At 64.3% G+C, this 17,340-nt stretch carries 14 protein-coding genes; 10 read left to right on the forward strand and 4 right to left on the reverse strand.

Features of this window, described 5'->3' with window-relative positions; translation table 11 throughout:
• The first annotated feature begins 81 nt into the window (after nucleotides 1-81).
• The gene (locus HT579_02045) at nucleotides 82-1,431 is read left to right on the forward strand and encodes a TolC family outer membrane protein (protein QKS27840.1); all 1,350 of its coding nucleotides are present in this window, start codon (nucleotides 82-84) and stop codon (nucleotides 1,429-1,431) included.
• On the opposite strand, the gene waaA is transcribed toward HT579_02045, so the two are convergent.
• Together waaA and waaC are read right to left on the reverse strand one after the other, a co-directional pair.
• Complete coding sequence (waaA, locus tag HT579_02050) at nucleotides 1,406-2,677, reverse strand: lipid IV(A) 3-deoxy-D-manno-octulosonic acid transferase (protein ID QKS27841.1); 1,272 nt, start codon at nucleotides 2,675-2,677, stop codon at nucleotides 1,406-1,408. The two genes, HT579_02045 and waaA, sit on opposite strands and share 26 nt — an antisense overlap.
• Entirely contained in the window at nucleotides 2,674-3,630 is a 957-nt protein-coding gene (waaC, locus tag HT579_02055; GenBank protein ID QKS27842.1) for a lipopolysaccharide heptosyltransferase I, read from the reverse strand. The genes waaA and waaC overlap by 4 nt, the downstream gene beginning before the upstream one ends.
• A gap of 163 nt (nucleotides 3,631-3,793) precedes the next feature.
• On the opposite strand from waaC, the gene HT579_02060 reads away from it, so the two are divergent.
• Genes HT579_02060 through HT579_02070 form a run of 3 tightly spaced genes read left to right on the forward strand, consistent with a single transcriptional unit; the run spans nucleotide 3,794 to nucleotide 7,186 of the window.
• The gene (locus tag HT579_02060; protein ID QKS27843.1) at nucleotides 3,794-5,221 is read left to right on the forward strand and encodes a mannose-1-phosphate guanylyltransferase/mannose-6-phosphate isomerase; all 1,428 of its coding nucleotides are present in this window, start codon (nucleotides 3,794-3,796) and stop codon (nucleotides 5,219-5,221) included.
• Between the two features lie 54 nt (nucleotides 5,222-5,275).
• Complete coding sequence (gene rfbB, locus HT579_02065) at nucleotides 5,276-6,352, forward strand: dTDP-glucose 4,6-dehydratase (GenBank protein ID QKS27844.1); 1,077 nt, start codon at nucleotides 5,276-5,278, stop codon at nucleotides 6,350-6,352.
• A gap of 33 nt (nucleotides 6,353-6,385) precedes the next feature.
• Nucleotides 6,386-7,186 carry a sulfite exporter TauE/SafE family protein gene (locus HT579_02070; GenBank protein QKS27845.1) on the forward strand — a complete coding sequence of 267 codons (801 nt, stop codon included), beginning with the start codon at nucleotides 6,386-6,388 and terminating at the stop codon, nucleotides 7,184-7,186.
• 7 nt (nucleotides 7,187-7,193) lie between these two features.
• Here HT579_02070 and HT579_02075 read toward each other — a convergent pair whose 3' ends face one another.
• Together HT579_02075 and HT579_02080 are read right to left on the reverse strand one after the other, a co-directional pair.
• Complete coding sequence (locus HT579_02075) at nucleotides 7,194-7,973, reverse strand: enoyl-CoA hydratase/isomerase family protein (GenBank protein QKS27846.1); 780 nt, start codon at nucleotides 7,971-7,973, stop codon at nucleotides 7,194-7,196.
• The gene (locus HT579_02080; protein QKS27847.1) at nucleotides 7,970-8,644 is read right to left on the reverse strand and encodes a GntR family transcriptional regulator; all 675 of its coding nucleotides are present in this window, start codon (nucleotides 8,642-8,644) and stop codon (nucleotides 7,970-7,972) included. The genes HT579_02075 and HT579_02080 overlap by 4 nt, the downstream gene beginning before the upstream one ends.
• A 201-nt stretch (nucleotides 8,645-8,845) precedes the next feature.
• On the opposite strand from HT579_02080, the gene scpA reads away from it, so the two are divergent.
• The 6 genes from scpA to HT579_02110 all read left to right on the forward strand — a co-directional run bounded on the left by scpA (nucleotide 8,846) and on the right by HT579_02110 (nucleotide 17,328).
• A complete protein-coding gene (scpA, locus tag HT579_02085) occupies nucleotides 8,846-11,020 on the forward strand; it encodes a methylmalonyl-CoA mutase (protein ID QKS27848.1) in 2,175 nt (724 codons plus the stop codon).
• A 32-nt stretch (nucleotides 11,021-11,052) separates the two neighbouring features.
• A complete protein-coding gene (gene meaB, locus HT579_02090; protein QKS27849.1) occupies nucleotides 11,053-12,051 on the forward strand; it encodes a methylmalonyl Co-A mutase-associated GTPase MeaB in 999 nt (332 codons plus the stop codon).
• 102 nt (nucleotides 12,052-12,153) lie between these two features.
• A complete protein-coding gene (locus HT579_02095) occupies nucleotides 12,154-13,686 on the forward strand; it encodes an acyl-CoA carboxylase subunit beta (protein QKS27850.1) in 1,533 nt (510 codons plus the stop codon).
• A 19-nt stretch (nucleotides 13,687-13,705) separates the two neighbouring features.
• Entirely contained in the window at nucleotides 13,706-15,694 is a 1,989-nt protein-coding gene (locus tag HT579_02100; GenBank protein QKS27851.1) for an acetyl/propionyl/methylcrotonyl-CoA carboxylase subunit alpha, read from the forward strand.
• A gap of 219 nt (nucleotides 15,695-15,913) precedes the next feature.
• On the forward strand, nucleotides 15,914-16,468 hold the full coding sequence (locus HT579_02105; protein ID QKS27852.1) for a glutathione peroxidase: 555 nt from the start codon (nucleotides 15,914-15,916) through the stop codon (nucleotides 16,466-16,468).
• Nucleotides 16,469-16,512: 44 nt separating this feature from the next.
• Nucleotides 16,513-17,328: a GTP cyclohydrolase I FolE2 gene (locus HT579_02110; protein QKS27853.1), complete on the forward strand. Its 816-nt coding sequence runs from the start codon at nucleotides 16,513-16,515 to the stop codon at nucleotides 17,326-17,328.
• The last annotated feature ends 12 nt before the right edge of the window (nucleotides 17,329-17,340 follow it).

A 17,340-nucleotide genomic window follows, 5' to 3' on the forward strand; every position in this document is an offset into this window, starting at 1 on the left:
CCGCGGTGTTGGCGACGGGGTGATCTGGCGCGGCGCGCTGCCTTGCCCTTGCGCCATCCTGGCCGAAAGTGAGATAGCTCAATGCTTCGTGCTCCTGGCGTCGACAAGCTCGCCATCCTGCTGTCTGCCCTATTGTTGTCCGGGGCAGTGGCGGCCGCCGACCTGCTGCAGGTCTATCGCGATGCCTTGGCCCACGATGCGCAATACGCTGCTGCGCGTGCTATCGCCGAGGCCGGGCGCGAGAAACAACCGCAGGCGCTTGCCGGCCTGTTGCCGACGGTCGCAGCGACCGGCAATACCTTCGGCAACGACGGCAGCTTCGACACCCGGATCAGTGGCAGCAACCTCAGCACGAGCAGCCGAAACCGGTTCAACAGCAACGCCTACAGCGTCAACCTGACGCAACCGCTGTTCCGCTGGCAGAATTTCGTCCAGTACGACCAGTCCAAGCTGCTGGTCATGCAGACCGAGGCCAACTTTGCACAGGCGGGTCAGGATCTGATCCTGCGCGTCTCGCAGGCGTACTTCGATGTTCTCGTCGCGATCGAGAACCTGCGCGCCGTGCAGGCCAACAAGACGGCAATCGCTCAGCAACTCGAGCAGGCCAAGAAGAACTTCGAGGTCGGTACGGCGACCATCACCGACACCTACGAGTCGCAGTCACGCTTCGACTTGGCGACGGCACAGGAAATCGCCGCCGAGAACGAGCTGGAAGTGAGGCGCTACGCCTTGCGCGTGCTGATCGGCAAGGATCCGGGGGAACTCAACCGGCTCAAGACGAAGGCGGTCATGGAAGCACCGCAACCCGCCGGCATGGAGCCGTGGGTCGAGGCCGCCGAGCGCGACAGCTTTGTCGTCCAGGCGCAGGAAGCCGCCGCCGAGGCTGCCGACAAGGCCGTCGAAATCAACCGTGCCGGTCACTACCCGACCGTCGATGTGGTCGCCAACTACGGCCAGAACAACGGCCCCGGCCAGTCCGGATTGGGCTCGATCGATACGACGACGCGGCAGATCGGCCTGCAGGTCAACATCCCGATCTTTCAGGGCGGTGCGGTCAACTCACGCACGCGCGAAGCGGCCGCACGTCGCGACGCCGAGCGGGCCTCGCTCGACAATGTCCGCCGGACGTCCGCGCTGAGCGCGCGCCAGGCCTACCTCGGTGTCGTCAATGGTCTTGCCGAGGTACGGGCGCTGGAGGCCGCGCTGCTGTCGAGTCTCAGCTCGCTCGAGTCAAACCGGCTGGGTTACGAGGTCGGCGTGCGAATCAACATCGATGTCCTCAATGCCGAGAATCAGGTCTACGTGACGCGCCGGGACCTGGCTCGAGCCCGTTACAACACCTTGCAGAATCAACTGCGCCTGAAGGCGGCCGTCGGCACCCTGAGCGAGGCCGAGGTCGAACGGATCAACCAGCTGTTGGAGGCGCCATGAGGCTTTCGACCAGAGCTGCCGTCCGTTCGGTGGCGCCGCGATGCGTCTGGCTGAAGCTGCTCGCGGCAGCGCGCATCTTCGCCAGCAGCAGCGGCTGCTGCAGAAGCTCGGCGGCGACGGCGACGGCCTCGTCGGCATCGGCAATGCGGCGGGCGGCACCACAGGCGATCGCATCCGTACTTGCCTGCGCGAAATTGAACGTGTGCGGGCCGAGGAGTACCGGGCAGCCACAGGCTGCCGCTTCGATCAGGTTCTGTCCGCCGAAGGGCAGCAGCGTCCCGCCGATCAGTGCGAGGTCCGCGAGCGCATAGTAGGCGGGCATTTCGCCCATGCTGTCACCCAGCCAGACGCGCGTTTCCCTGTCCGGCAGTTCGTCGCTGCTGCGGCGGCAGCAGGCGAGCCGTCGGCTGGCGATCAGTCCGGCGACCTCGGCGAAGCGCTGCGGGTGACGTGGGACGAGCAGCAGCAGGTGACGATCCGGCAGGCGTGCGAAGGCATCGAGCAGCAGTGCTTCCTCTCCCTCGCGGGTGCTGGCGGCCAGCCAGACCGGGCGGGAGCCGAGCGCCTGTCGCCAGCGTGCTCCGAGGTGCAGCGTCGCAGCAGGCGGCGTGACGTCAAACTTCAGGTTGCCGCAGACGACCGCCTGCCGGGCGCCAACTGCCTGCAGGCGGGCAGCGTCCGCCGCCGTCTGTGCGGCGATCGCGTTCAATGCGGCGATTGCCGGCCGGGTGAGGCCCGACAGTCGCGCATAGCCGCGCTGTGAGCGGGGCGACAGGCGGGCATTGACCAGCGCCATCGGTATCTCTCGTCGCCTTGCTGCGGCGATCAGGTTGGGCCAGATCTCCGTCTCCATCAGGAGCCCGATCTGTGGCCGGTAATGATCGAGGAAACGCCCGCAGGCAGCCGGCAGGTCGTAGGGAAGGTAGGCCTGCGTCAGCCGGTCGGGGTGGCGTTGCACGAGGTCACGCCCGGTCGCCCGGCCGGTCGGCGTCATGTGGGTCAGCAGAACTGCGTGTTCGGGGTGTCTCTGCAGCAGCAGGTCGACCAGTGGCTCGGCGGCACGGGTCTCGCCGACTGACACCGCATGCAGCCAGATCAGTGGCCGAGCGGGTGGCGGTGGGTAGAAGCCGTGACGCTCGCCGACGTGCCGCAGGTATTCGGGCTGCCGGCGGGAACGCCAGAGAAGCCGCATCCAGACCAGTGGCAGCGCCAAGTGAAAGAGGAGCGAATAGAGCAGCCGGATCACTGCCGCAGCACCCGCTCGGCGGCGGCGATGACCGCGGCGGGGTCGGGCGGCGTGCCCGCGTTGCCCAGATTGCGGACGAATCCGTTGCCAAAGACCCCCGTCAGCGCCGGATCGGTCGCCACGTAGAGGGCGATCACCGGCACACGCAAGGCCGCGGCAAGGTGTGCCAGGCCGGTATCGACCCCGATCGCGACGCTGGCTCTCGCCAGCAGCGCTGCGATCTCCCGCAGCCCGAGCGGTGGCGCGACGATCGCTCCGTCCACGGCAGAGACGATTCGTTCGGCACGCTCCCGCTCGTGGGCGTTGCCGGCCGGCAACACCGTGGTCACCCCGTTGCGCGACAGTTCACGGCCAAGTGCGCGCCAGTGTACTTCATCCCACAACTTGTCGTCACGGCTGGTCGCCGTCAGCAGGACCGCAACCCGTCCTGCCGGCAGCCAGCCGATGTCCATGGCCGGCGCGGATATCCCGAAGTCGAGTGGCAGGTCGACCGGGTAGTCGAAAGCCGCGGCCGCCAGCCAGCGATTGCGTTGCACTGCGTGCACATTGGGTGGAATGACGAAGGTGTCGTCGTAGAAGTACGCGGCGAGTGATTCGCGTGCCGCCTCGGCGGCGTAGCCGAGGCGCCGCCCTCTTGCCAGCCGGCTGACCAGGGCGCTCTTGACGAGGCCCTGGGTGTCCAGTATGAAGTCGTAGGCCTTGGCGTGCAGCCGTTGCCGGAAGTCGCGCAACTCGTGCCAGGTGGCGAACTGGCCAAGTTGGCGTCGCCAACGCCGGATGGCGATCGGAATCACCTCGCCAACCGCGGGATGCAGGCGTGGAATGTCGGCGAAATTCTCCTCGACGCACCAGTCGATGGCGGCTTCGGGGAAACTGCGCCGCAGGTCGCTGACTACCGGCAGGTTGTGAATTACGTCACCGAGCGACGACGTCTTGAGCAGTAGGATATGCATCGCCGGGTCAGGGTGACGAAGATCGGTGGCGGGCGGGAAGTGCGCATTATAGGTCCTCGCCGGTCCTCGCCGGTCCTCGCCGGTCGTGGCCGGGGCATCATCTGCCGGCTATAATCCCGCCTCGCGCCCGCGCTGCGTGGCAAGTCGGTTCCGTCTGGAGACGATGCAAATGAAATCCCCCGTGATTCGTCCGGTCATTCTCTGTGGAGGATCCGGGACCCGTCTGTGGCCTCTGTCGCGGACGCATTATCCGAAGCAGTTCCTCTGCCTGGTCGACGACCATTCCCTGTTGCAGAACACCCTGCGCAGACTCGCCGGGCTCGACGGCCTGGGCAAGGCGATCGCCGTTGCCAACGAGCACCATCGCTTCCTGGTTGCCGAGCAGTTGTTCGAGATTGGCCTCAAGGCAGACATCCTGCTCGAGCCCGCGGCCCGCAACACGGCACCGGCCGTCGCAGCGGCCGCCATCAGGGCACTCGCCGACGCTGGCAGCGAGGCGCCGCCACTGCTCCTGGTGCTGCCTTCCGATCACGTCATCGCTGGCATCGCTGCCTTCCAGGAAGCAGTGCAGGCGGCAATTCCGCATGCGCAGGCCGGTGCTCTGGTGACCTTTGGTGTCCTGCCGGACCGCCCGGAGACGGGCTACGGTTACATCCGCCGCGGCGCTCCGCTGCCCGGCGGCTATGTGCTCGACCGCTTCGTCGAAAAGCCCGACGCGGCCACGGCAAAGACGTACCTTGACGCGGGTGACTACTTCTGGAACAGCGGCATGTTCCTGTTCCGTGCCGACAGCTTTCTCGACGCGCTGCAGCGCTTTGCGCCGGTGATGCGCCAGCAGGTGGCTGCAGCCTGCCAGGCGGCGCGGCTGGATCTCGACTTTGTCCGTCTCGACGAAAGTGCTTTCGCCGCCAGCCCGTCGGACTCGATCGACTACGCGGTGATGGAAAAGACCGATCACGGCGTCGTCATTCCCCTCGATGCCGGCTGGAACGACATCGGCGCATCGGACGCGCTGGCGACGATCGGCCAGGTGGACAGCGACGGCAACGCCCGGCGTGGCGACGTGCGCAGTGTCGATACCAGCAACTGCGTGCTGTTCGCCGAGGGCAGGCTGCTGGCGACCGTCGGCGTCAAGGACCTGGTTGTGATCGCGACTCCCGACGCGGTGCTGGTTGCCGACAAGGCGAAGGCGCAGGATGTCAAGGTGCTCGTCGACGATCTGAAGCGCGCTGGCCGCTGCGAGACGGAGTACCGCCACGTCGTCCACCGGCCGTGGGGCAGTTACGAGGGCCTCGCGCACGGCTCCCGCTATCAGGTCAAGCGGATCCTGGTGAAGCCCGGCGCCAGTCTCAGCCTGCAGAAGCACCACCATCGTGCCGAGCACTGGGTTGTCGTCAAGGGCACCGCCGCCATCGTTCGCGGCGACGAGTCGCTGCTGCTGTCCGAGAACCAGTCTACCTACATCCCGCTGGGTGTCGTTCACCGCCTGGAGAATCCGGGCAAGATCGACCTCGAGATCGTCGAAGTGCAGTCTGGCAGCTATCTCGGCGAGGACGACATCGTCCGTCTCGAAGACACCTATGGCAGATGACCAGGGATCCGCAGCCGCGTCGCCGACGGCAGCCGCATTCGAAGGCTTGAGGACATGATACTGGTTACTGGCGGTGCCGGCTTCATCGGCGCGAACTTCGTACTCGACTGGCTGGCGGCGAGCGACGAGCCGATCGTCAATCTCGACCGGCTGACCTATGCCGGCAACCGGCAAAGCCTCAGCTCGCTGTCCGGCGACGCGCGCCACATCTTCGTGCACGGAGACATCGGCGACGGCGAACTGTGCTCCCGCCTCCTCGCGCAGTACCAGCCGCGGGCGATCATCAACTTCGCTGCCGAGTCACACGTGGACCGGTCGATCCACGGCCCCGCCGAGTTCATCCAGACCAACGTCGTCGGCACCTTCCAGTTGCTGGAGAGAGTCCGCGCGTACTGGAAGCTGCTGCCGGAGGACGCCCAGCGAAGCTTCCGTTTCCTGCACGTGTCGACCGACGAAGTGTATGGCTCGCTCGCACCCGACGCACCGGCGTTCACCGAAGACCATCCCTATCAGCCGAACAGCCCGTATTCGGCGAGCAAGGCAGCCAGTGACCATCTACTGCGCGCCTATCATCACACCTACGGCCTGCCGGTGCTGACCACCAACTGCTCGAACAACTACGGTCCCTACCAGTTTCCCGAGAAGCTGATTCCGTTGATGATCGTCAATGCGCTGGCGGGCCAGCCGCTGCCGGTGTATGGTGACGGCCAGCAGATTCGCGACTGGCTTTACGTCGGCGATCACTGTGCGGCGATTCGGCGAGTTCTGGCGGCGGCCTTGCCGGGCGCCACCTACAACGTCGGTGGTGGCAACGAGAAGGCGAATCTCGAAATCGTGCACACCGTCTGCGGACTGCTTGACGACTTGCGCCCGCGTCCCGACGGCAGGCCCTATCGCCAGCAGATCACTTACGTCACTGACCGTCCCGGCCACGATCGCCGCTACGCGATCGATGCGCGTCGGATCGAGGGCGACCTTGGCTGGAAGCCTGCCGAGACCTTTGCTTCCGGCATCGACAAGACCGTTCGCTGGTACCTGGCGAACGAGGACTGGGTGCGCAACGTGCAGTCCGGCGCGTACCGCGACTGGGTCGAGAAGAACTACGGCGACCGGAAAAAAGTGGGATCATAGCCGCCTGCAAGTTTCTTCTTCCGGGAGGCGGCGTTGGGCTGGTGGTTGGCGTATGTCGCCCTGGGCTTGTTTGCCGGCTTTGCGGCCGGCGCCCTGGGAATCGGCGGCGGGCTGGTGATGGTACCGTCGCTGACCATCATCTTTGCCGCGCAGGCCGGCTTTCCGGCGGACGAGGCCCTGCATCTGGCCCTCGGCACCTCGATGGCCGTGATCCTGTTCACCTCGCTTTCAAGCCTACTGGCCCACCATCGTCATGGTGCCGTGTCATGGCCGGTCGTCGTCCAGATCACGCCCGGGATTCTGCTTGGCACGCTGCTGGGGACGCTGCTGGCGGCCAGCGTGCCGGCGCAGCCGCTGGCCATCTTCTTCAGTATCTTCGTCTCGCTGGTGGCGGGGCAGATGGTCTTCAACCTGACGCCCAAGGCCGCGCGCGAACTGCCTGGACGCATCGGCCTGGTCGCAGTCGGCATCGGCATCGGCGCCGTCTCGGCCCTGGTGTCGATCGGTGGCGGGTCGCTGACCGTCCCCTTCCTCACCTGGTGCAACGTGCGCGTCCACAACGCCATCGGCACCTCGGCGGCCATCGGCTTCCCGATCGCCGTTGGCGGTTCGCTGGGCTATCTCTTCAATGGCTGGCAGCATCCCGGCCTGCCAGCCGGGAGTATCGGTTACATCTACCTGCCGGCTTTCCTGTGGCTCGTGCCGAGCAGCATGCTGATGGCACCGTTCGGTGCGAAGCTGGCGCACAGCCTGCCGGTGGCGACCCTGAAACGCCTCTTTGCCGCGCTGCTGGTCGTGCTCGCGGCGCGAATGCTCTGGCGGCTGCTGGCGTGACTGCCGATCAGCAGCCGCGAAACCTTGGTGCCCGCTTGGCGAGAAAGGCCGCCACTCCCTCACGGTAGTCAGCTGTCTCGAGGAAGGCGAAGGAATCACGCAATTCCTGGTCGCTCAGCGGCAGATCCTGTTGCAGACGGCGCAGCAACTGCTTGTGCCAGCGCGCGACCAGCGGCGCTCCCTGGCAGATTCGCCGGACTGTGGCGGAGGCTTCCGCGGCGACTGCCTCGTCAGCAACGACACGCGTGACAAGCCCCTTGGCGAGTGCCTCGGCGGCTCCCAGGATACGACCCTCGAGGAGCAGTTCACGCATTGTCGGCGCACCAGCAAGGCGCAACAGGGCCACCATCTCGACCGGATACATCGAGAAGCCGAGCCGGTTGATTGGCGCGCCAAAGCGGGCCGACTCACCACAGATGCGCAGGTCACATTGTGCGGCGATCTCCAGGCCGCCTCCGATGCAGGCGCCCCGGATCAGCGCGATCGTCGGCAGGGGGCAGTCACCGACTGCCTGCAGCGCGGCTCCGGCCTGTGCGTGATAGGCCATCGCGTGCTCGACGGTATCACGCCGACTGGCGAACTCCTCGATGTCGCCGCCGGCGGCAAAGGCCTGTTCTCCCTCACCCTGCAGCACCAGGCAGCGAAGCCGGTTGTCGGCAGCCAGCTCGCTGACGACCAACGCCAGTTGCCGCCACATGACGGAGTCGACGGCGTTGAGTTTCGCCGGATTCGATAGCGTGACGGTTGCCACCTCGCCATCGCAATCGTACTGGATGCTGCCACTCACGGCATGGCCCCTGCCTCCTCGACCGTGCCACGCGCCAGCGCCTGGCGGCCGGCAAGGATATGGTCGTGCATCATCGTCTGCGCGCGCAGCGCGTCCCCGGCCTTGATCGCCTCGAGGATGCCGGCATGCTCATCCAGCGATTGCTGCAGTCGACCGTCGATGCTCAACGAGAACAGCCTGGTCAGCTTGAGCACCTTGCGCAAGTCCTGGATCACCTGCCGCAGCCAGCGGTTCCCGGACATTTCCTGGATGCGTAAGTGAAACTCCTGGTTCGTTTCAAAGAAGCGTCCAATCTGGTTGCTGGCGGCAAAGCGCTGCAACTGGCGATGCAGTGCCTCGAGTCTGGCGACCTGTTCCGGCCTCGCCCTTGTCGTCGCTTCAAGGGCGCAGCGGCCCTCGAGCATCGCCATCAGGGGGAAGATCTCGTCCAGATCCTGGTCCGAGATCTCGGTGACAAAGGCGCCGCGGCGTGGCCGCAGGGTGACCAGCCCTTCGGCAGCGAGCACCTTCAGGGCTTCGCGCAGTGGCGTCCGGCTGATGCCGTAGTCGACGGCCAATTGTTGCTCGTCGATGCGGATTCCGGGCAACAGCTCGTGCGCAAAAATCTGTTGTCGCAGCCGCTCGGCGACTTCTTGGTAGAGGGCCGTCTGCGCTATTCGACTCGGCGCCATGGCTGTTCTTCTTCGTACGGTGAGTCAGGATCCCGGAAACTTGCTTTCATAATTATGGATACAGTATTATTCGCTGGGCGGGGTGTCAAGAGCTCGAACAGGCTGCGCTAGGCAGCGCGTCTCCCGCCGCGAATACCATGGCTGCGGCGTCGCCTATTGGCCTGCCCGCCCCAATCCACAGATTTCCTGAAAGGTTCCGTCATGTCCAACGAGAACAGCCCTGATCTGCCGAATTCCGCCAATCTCGATGCCTGGAAGAAGGCCGCCACCAAGTCCGCACCGGGTGGCAACGTTGATGCCCTGAGCTGGGTGACGCCCGAGGGGATCGTCGTCAAGCCTCTGTATACGAAGAAGGATGTCGAGGGCCTGCAATACACCGACACCGTGCCCGGCTTGGCGCCATTCGTCCGGGGCCCGCAGGCGACGATGTACGCGGTGCGTCCATGGACCATTCGCCAGTACGCCGGCTTCTCCACCGCCGAGGCTTCGAACGCCTTCTATCGCCAGGCGCTGGCTGCCGGTGGGCAGGGTGTCTCGGTGGCCTTCGATCTGGCGACGCATCGCGGCTACGATTCCGACCATCCGCGGGTGACCGGCGACGTCGGCAAGGCTGGCGTGGCGATCGATTCGGTCGAGGACATGAAGATCCTCTTCGATGGCATCCCGCTGGAGAAGATCTCGGTTTCGATGACGATGAACGGCGCCGTGCTGCCGATCCTGGCCGGCTACATCGTCGCCGCCGAAGAGCAGGGCGTGCCGCAGGAAAGACTGTCAGGGACCATCCAGAACGACATCCTGAAGGAGTTCATGGTCCGCAACACCTACATCTATCCGCCAAAGCCGTCGATGCGGATCATTTCCGACATCATCGGCTACACCGCGCACCACATGCCGAAGTTCAACTCGATCTCGATTTCCGGCTACCACATGCAGGAAGCCGGCGCGACCCAGGCTCTGGAACTGGCGTTCACGATCGCCGATGGGCGCGAGTACGTCAAGACGGCGCTGGCCTCGGGCCTTGACGTCGACGAATTCGCCGGCCGGCTGTCGTTCTTCTTCGCCATCGGCATGAATTTCTACCTCGAGGTCGCCAAGCTGCGCGCCGCGCGGCTGCTGTGGTGGAAAGTCATGCGCGAGTTCTCGCCGAAGAGCCCGAAGTCGATGATGCTGCGCACCCATTGCCAGACCTCCGGCTGGTCGCTGACCGAGCAGGATCCATACAACAACGTCGTGCGCACGACGATCGAGGCGATGGCTGCCGTCTTTGGCGGCACGCAGTCGCTGCACACGAACGCCCTCGACGAGGCGATCGCGCTGCCGACCGAGTTCTCCGCGCGCATCGCCCGCAACACACAGCTGATCATCCAGGAAGAGACGCACATCACCAACGTCATCGATCCGTGGGCCGGCTCGTACATGATGGAGAAACTGACGCAGGATCTGGTCGACGAGGCGTGGAAGATCATCGAGGAGGTCGAGAGCATGGGCGGGATGACGCATGCCGTCGAGTCCGGCTGGGCAAAGATGAAGATCGAAGGCTGCGCCGCGGACAAGCAGGCGCGCATCGACTCGGGCAAGGACGTCATCGTCGGTGTGAACAAGTACAAGCTGGCGAAGGAAGATGACCTGGAAATCCGCGACATCGACAACAACGCCGTGCGCGAAGCGCAGGTGGCACGCCTGAAGTCGGTTCGTGAAAGCCGCGACAGCGCCAGCGTCGCGGCGGCGCTTGCCGATCTGACACGCTGCGCGGAAACCGGTGAAGGCAACCTGCTCGACATGACGGTGCGCGCGATGCGGCTGCGGGCCACCGTCGGCGAGGTCTCCGACGCCATGGAAAAGGTTTTCGGACGCTTCCGTGCGACACAGCAGACGGTTTCCGGTGTCTATGGCGCGGTCGTCGAAGGGATGGCGAGCTGGGAAACCCTGAAGGCCGAAATCCTCAAGTTCAACGAGGACGAGGGACGCCGGCCACGGATCATGATCGCCAAGCTGGGGCAGGATGGCCACGACCGTGGCGCCAAGGTGGTCGCCACCGCCTTCGCCGACCTCGGTTTCGACATCGACGTCGGACCACTCTTCCAGACGCCCGAAGAAGCTGCACGGCTGGCGATCGAGAACGACGTCCACGCCATCGGCGTCTCATCTCTCGCCGCGGGCCACAAGACGCTGCTGCCGGCGCTCGTGCGCGCGCTCAAGGACCAGGGAGCCGATGACATCATCGTCTTTGCCGGCGGCGTCATTCCGGCGCAGGACTACGACTTCCTCTTCCAGGCCGGTGCGAAAGCCATCTTCGGTCCGGGCACACGCATCGAGGATTCGGCGATGACCGTTCTCGCGGAGATCCGCAAGGCACGCGCACACGCCGCCGCCTGAGCGGTTTCGTTGCCGGCGAGCGGGAAGTGGTTATGACCAGTGCAACTGCCGGCAGTCTTTCGGCTGCCGACCAGCATCTCGTTGATGGCGTTCTCGCCGGTCGCCGACGGGCGCTGGCGAAAGCCATCACCCTCGTCGAGTCGACCCATGGTGACCACCAGCGACGCGCACGCCACGTGCTCGCGGCGCTGCTGCCGCATACCGGGCGAACGATTCGGGTCGGCATCTCCGGTGCTCCCGGAGCCGGCAAGTCAACTTTCATCGAGTCGCTTGGCCTCTACCTCATCGAGGCCGGCCGACGGGTTGCCGTGCTTGCCGTCGACCCGTCGTCGTCGGTCTCCGGGGGTTCGATCCTTGGCGACAAGACGCGAATGGAACTGCTTTGCCAGCGCGACGAAGCCTTCATCCGCCCGAGTCCATCATCCGGGTCGCTGGGTGGGGTCGCCGACAAGACGCGCGAGGCGATGCTGGTCTGCGAAGCTGCCGGCTTCGATGTCATCATCGTCGAGACCGTTGGCGTCGGGCAATCCGAGACCACCGTGGCCGGCATGGTTGATGCCTTTGTCCTGCTGCAGCTGCCCAATGCCGGCGATGACCTGCAGGCCATCAAGAAGGGCATCGTCGAGATCGCCGACCTGATCGTCTTCAACAAGGCCGACATCGACGAACGGGCAGCGGCCTTTGCCCGCAACCAGATGCGCGCCGCGTTGACCATGCTGCGCAGCACGAGTCCGAACTGGCGGCCGCCAGTGCTGACGATGAGTGCTCTCGCCAGGAGCGGCATAGCCGAGTTCTGGACCGAGGTCGAGCGCTATCGGACGACGATGATCGCCAGTGGCGAGTTCGACGACAAGCGACGTCGGCAGGCCGTCGACTGGATGTGGAACCTGATCGATTCCGGTTTGCGGCAGTACTTTCGCTCGCACGCGACCGTGCGCTCGGCGCTGCCGGTCCTCACTGGCGACGTCGCCGAGGGCCGAACGACGCCCGGTGCCGCGGCGTCACGTCTGCTGGCCTATCTGAAACACTGAATGCAACAGAAAAACAAGAAGCCGACTGCCAGACAATTTCCAGCGATATCTCCGACCTGTTTCCGTAGTTCTGATTGACGCGACCGTTAGGGAGTAGGACTTATGCACGACATCATTCGCCAGCTTGCAGAAAAGCGCGCGGCGGCCTGTCTTGGTGGTGGCCAGAAACGCATCGACAACCAGCACAGCAAGGGCAAACTGGCAGCCCGTGAGAGGATTGAGCTGTTGCTTGACAGTGGTTCGTTCGAAGAGTGGGACATGTTCATGGAACATCGTTGCCACGATTTCGGCATGGCTGAACAGTCGGTCCCCGGCGATGGCGTGGTCATCGGTTGCGGCACGATCAACGGCAGGCTGATGTTCGTCTTCTCGCAGGACTTCACGGTTTTTGGCGGTTCGCTGTCGGAAGCGCATGCCGAGAAGATCTGCAAGGTGATGGACCATGCGATCAAGGTCGGGGCGCCGGTGATCGGTCTCAACGACTCGGGTGGGGCGCGCATCCAGGAAGGCGTCGCCTCGCTCGCCGGCTATGCCGAGGTTTTCCAGCGCAACGTGCTGGCATCCGGTGTCGTGCCGCAGATTTCGCTGATCATGGGTCCGTGCGCCGGCGGCGCCGTCTACAGTCCTTCGATGACCGACTTCATCTTCATGGTCAAGGACTCTTCGTACATGTTCGTCACCGGTCCGGAAGTGGTGAAGACGGTCACGCACGAGGATGTCACCGCGGAGGAACTCGGCGGCGCGATCACCCACACCAGCAAGTCCGGTGTTGCCGATCTGGCGTTCGAGAATGACGTCGAGGCGCTGATGATGCTGCGCCGCTTCATCAGCTTTCTGCCATCGAACAACCGCGAGAAGCCGCCGCGCGTACCGTCGCAGGATCCGGCCGACCGCCTCGACTTCTCGCTCGACACGCTGGTTCCCGACAACCCCAACAAGCCGTACAACATCAAGGAACTGATCATCAAGGTGTCCGACGATGGCGACTTCTTCGAACTGCAGCGCGAGTACGCCAAGAATATCGTCATCGGCTTTGCCCGCATGGACGGTTCGACGGTCGGTATCGTCGCCAACCAGCCGCTGGTGCTCGCCGGCTGCCTCGACATCAAGAGTTCGATCAAGGCTGCCCGCTTCGTCCGCTACTGCGATGCCTTCAACATTCCGGTGATCACCTTCGTCGACGTGCCGGGCTTCATGCCGGGTACAGCCCAGGAGTACGGCGGCATCATCAAGCACGGCGCCAAGCTGCTTTATGCCTACGCCGAGTGTACGGTGCCCAAGATCACCGTCATCACCCGCAAGGCATACGGAGGTGCCTACGACGTAATGGCGTCGAAGCACCTGCGCGGCGACGTCAACTTTGCCTGGCCGTCGGCCGAGATCGCGGTCATGGGGCCGAAGGGCGCGGTCGAGATCATCTTCCGCGAGGAGAAGAACGATCCGGCCAAGCTTGCCGCACGTGAGGCCGAGTACAAGGCGAAGTTTGCCAACCCCTTCGTCGCCGGCGCACGCGGCTTCATCGACGACGTGATCATGCCGAACGAGACGCGCAAGCGCATCTGCCGCTCACTGGCGATGTTGCGCAACAAGAAGCTGGAAAACCCGTGGCGCAAGCACGGCAACATTCCGCTCTGATACCCGGGGAGAAATAGTGATGTTCAAGAAGATTCTGATAGCCAACCGGGGCGAAATTGCCTGCCGGGTGATGAAGACAGCCAAGAAGATGGGCATCGAGACGGTGGCCGTCTATTCCGAAGCGGACAAGGATTCGATGCACGTGCTGCTCGCCGACGAGGCCGTCTGCATTGGTCCGGCACCATCGAAGGAGTCGTATCTGGTGATCGACAAGATCATCGACGCCTGCAAGCGGACCGGTGCCGAAGCTGTCCATCCGGGCTACGGCTTCCTGTCGGAGAACGAGGAGTTCTCGCGCCGACTCGAGGAGAGCGGTATCGTCTTCATCGGCCCGAAGCACTATTCGGTGGCGGCGATGGGTGACAAGATCGCCTCCAAGAAGCTGGCCATGCAGGCCGGGGTCAACACCATTCCTGGTTACAATGCCGAGATCGCCGACGCCGCGCAGGCGGTGTCGATCGCCAGTGGCATCGGTTATCCGGTGATGATCAAGGCGTCCGCCGGTGGCGGCGGCAAGGGCCTGCGGGTCGCCTTCAACGACCAGGAAGCGGCGGAGGGATTCGACGCCTGCCGCAACGAGGCGCGCAACAGCTTCGGTGACGATCGCGTGTTCATCGAAAAGTTTGTCGAGGGACCGCATCACATCGAGATCCAGATCATCGCCGACTCATTCGGCAATACCGCTTACCTGTTCGAGCGCGAGTGCTCGATCCAGCGCCGGCACCAGAAAGTTCTCGAAGAAGCGCCGTCGCCGTTCATCGACGAAAAGATCCGCAAGGCCATGGGCGAGCAGGCGGTGGCACTGGCAAAGGCAGTGAAGTACCAGAGTGCGGGCACGGTCGAGTTTGTCGTCGGCTCGGACAAGTCGTTCTATTTCCTGGAAATGAACACCCGCCTGCAGGTCGAGCACCCGGTCACCGAGATGATCACGGGGCTGGACCTCGTCGAACTGATGATTCGCGTTGCTGCCGGTGAGAAGCTGCCGTTTGCCCAGGAAGACCTGAAGATCAACGGTTGGGCCATCGAGTGCCGGATCAACGCCGAGGATCCGTTCCGCGGCTTCCTGCCGTCGGTTGGGCGTCTCGTCAAGTACCGGCCGCCAGAGGTTGCCGAAGGCCAGGTGCGCGTCGATACCGGCGTCTTCGAGGGCGGAGAGATCTCGATGTACTACGACTCGATGATCGCCAAGCTGATCTGTCATGGCGGCACTCGCGACCAGGCGATCAGCCGCGTGCGCGACGCGCTCAACGCTTTCGTCATCCGCGGCATCGACTCGAACATACCGTTCCAGGCCGCGTTGATGCAGAATCAGCGCTTCCTCTCGGGGGTGTTCACCACCTCTTTCATCGCCGAAGAGTTTCCGAACGGCTTCGACGAGTCCTGCGTGGTGCACGAGGACCCAGGCCTGCTCGCCGCGCTCGCCGCTTTTGGTCGTCGTCGCTATATCGATCGTGCCGTTCAGATCAGCGACCAGATGCCCGGGCACCAGCGCAAGGTCGGCCGGGACTGGGTCGTCCAGATGGAGGGCAAGGATTACCCGGTTTCGGTGGTGGCGATCCCTGGCGGCTACTCGGTCACCCATGGTGTCGACAAATACGACCTCGTTTCCGACTGGAGGTTTGGTGAACTAGTCTTCCGCGGTACCTGCAACGGAGCGCCGATCTGCCTGCAGCTCGAGCGCATCGGTCTGCTCTATCGCGTCGTCCATTTCGGCAAGCAGGTCAAGGCGACGGTGATGACCGCCAATGCAGCGCGCATGCTGGCGCTGATGCCGAAGAAGGTGCCACCGGACCTGTCGAAGTTCCTGCTGTCGCCGATGCCGGGTCTGCTGCGCGAGGTGGCGGTGGCCAACGGGCAGCAGGTGGTTGCGGGCGAGAAGCTGGCAGTGATCGAAGCGATGAAGATGGAGAACGTCCTCAAGGCCGAGCGCGACTGCAAGGTGAAGAAGGTCGTCGCCGCCCCGGGTGAAAGCCTGTCGGTCGATCAGGTCATCATCGAATTCGAGTGAGCTGGCATCGCCGGTAGCCTCACCGCAAGCAGAGCCCGCCAGCCGGCGGGCTTTTTTTTCGCCCGCCTCGGGCGCTGCCCGCGCCACCTGCAACCCGGCGCAAGTGAAGTTCAACGGACATCAGGACTTCAATGTCCTGGACACCACGAGAAAACATCTTGACGCGGCAGCGCGGAATGCCTATATTCGCGTCGTGCACTGCTGTTTGTCCAGGACAACATGAGACCAATCCTTCGAAACCTCGTCACCGTCGCGCTTCTCGCAGGCGCCCTGCCGGCATCGGCGGCGGCTGACTGCCCTCGCTTGCTCGATCACAGCTTCCCGTCCCTGACTGACCAGAAGCCACAGTCGCTGTGTCAGTGGCGCGGCAAGGTCCTGTTGGTGGTGAACACCGCCAGCCACTGCGGCTACACCTCGCAGTACGATGGGCTCGAAAAACTCTATGCGCGCCTGGAGCCGCGTGGTCTCGTCGTCGTCGGCTTTCCCGCCAACGACTTCGGTGATCAGGAGCCGGGCAACAATCGTCAGATCGCCGATTTCTGTCGCCTCACTTACGGCATCCAGTTCCCGATGTTCGCCAAGACGACGGTCGTCGGCGAGCAGGCCAATCCCTTCTACCGGCAACTGGCAGCGAGCAGCGGCAGCGCGCCGCAATGGAATTTCCACAAATACCTGATCGACCGCGACGGCCGCCGGGTCCTCAGCTTCGGCAGCCGTGTCGGGCCTGACGACAGGACGCTGCTCGCCAGGATCGAAGAGTTTCTCGGTCGCTAGCCATCGCTGCGGTGCAAACCCCTCATCTCCCTGGAGACCACATCATGAACGCACCCGAACGCTTCTTCCTCCCCGACATCCAGGCGAGCGCCGACCTTCGCCGGCTCGCCATCGACAAGGTCGGCGTCCGGGGGCTGCGTTACCCGCTGGCATTGCTCGACGCGTCGGGCAAGGTGCAGCACACGGTCGCCCAGCTCTCGATGACGGTCGGTTTGCCGTCCGAGCAGAAGGGAACGCACATGTCGCGCTTTCTCGAGATTCTCGAGCAGCGGCGTGCGCCACTCAACCTCAACCGCCTGCTGCGTCTCTTCGAGGAAATGCTGCAGCATCTCGACGCCGACAGCGGCGACATCGAACTGGCCTTTCCCTGCTTCGTCAGCAAGGTGGCGCCGGTGTCGGGCGTGGAGAGCCTGCTCGACTACGACGTGCGGATGATCGTCGGCAAACGCCCGGGAGAGCCGGTCGAGCTCGATCTGGAGGTCGTCGCCCCGGTCACCAGCCTGTGTCCGTGCTCACGCGAGATCAGCGACTACGGCGCGCACAACCAGCGCTCGCACATCACGATCGCCGTCCGCCTGCGCTCGGGAATGAGTCCCGAGGAATTGCTGCGAATCGCCGAAGAGGAGTCCTCGTGCGAAGTCTTCGGTCTGCTCAAGCGACCGGACGAGAAATGGGTCACCGAGCGCGCGTACGACAATCCGAAGTTCGTGGAGGACCTCGTTCGCGACATCGCGCTGCGCCTGATGCGCGAGCCGCGAATCGCCGAGTGGACCGTCAAGTCCGAGAACTTCGAGTCTATCCACAACCACTCGGCCTTTGCCGAGATCAGCGGTCGCAACGCCGCTGGTCGCGGCGCCTGAACTCCCCGGAGC

The sequence above is a fragment of the Candidatus Accumulibacter similis genome, assembly GCA_013347225.1.
Classification (GTDB): Bacteria; Pseudomonadota; Gammaproteobacteria; order Burkholderiales; family Rhodocyclaceae; genus Accumulibacter; species Accumulibacter similis.

What these genes read in the sequence shown, in the direction of transcription:
- HT579_02045 (QKS27840.1), top strand. Translation starts at nt 82, where the DNA reads ATGCTTCGTGCTCCTGGCGTCGACAAGCTCGCCATCCTGCTGTCTGCC.
- waaC (QKS27842.1), bottom strand. Translation starts at nt 3,630, where the DNA reads ATGCATATCCTACTGCTCAAGACGTCGTCGCTCGGTGACGTAATTCAC.
- HT579_02060 (QKS27843.1), top strand. Translation starts at nt 3,794, where the DNA reads ATGCAAATGAAATCCCCCGTGATTCGTCCGGTCATTCTCTGTGGAGGA.
- rfbB (QKS27844.1), top strand. Translation starts at nt 5,276, where the DNA reads ATGATACTGGTTACTGGCGGTGCCGGCTTCATCGGCGCGAACTTCGTA.
- HT579_02080 (QKS27847.1), bottom strand. Translation starts at nt 8,644, where the DNA reads ATGGCGCCGAGTCGAATAGCGCAGACGGCCCTCTACCAAGAAGTCGCC.
- scpA (QKS27848.1), top strand. Translation starts at nt 8,846, where the DNA reads ATGTCCAACGAGAACAGCCCTGATCTGCCGAATTCCGCCAATCTCGAT.
- meaB (QKS27849.1), top strand. Translation starts at nt 11,053, where the DNA reads ATGACCAGTGCAACTGCCGGCAGTCTTTCGGCTGCCGACCAGCATCTC.
- HT579_02095 (QKS27850.1), top strand. Translation starts at nt 12,154, where the DNA reads ATGCACGACATCATTCGCCAGCTTGCAGAAAAGCGCGCGGCGGCCTGT.
- HT579_02100 (QKS27851.1), top strand. Translation starts at nt 13,706, where the DNA reads ATGTTCAAGAAGATTCTGATAGCCAACCGGGGCGAAATTGCCTGCCGG.
- HT579_02105 (QKS27852.1), top strand. Translation starts at nt 15,914, where the DNA reads ATGAGACCAATCCTTCGAAACCTCGTCACCGTCGCGCTTCTCGCAGGC.
- HT579_02110 (QKS27853.1), top strand. Translation starts at nt 16,513, where the DNA reads ATGAACGCACCCGAACGCTTCTTCCTCCCCGACATCCAGGCGAGCGCC.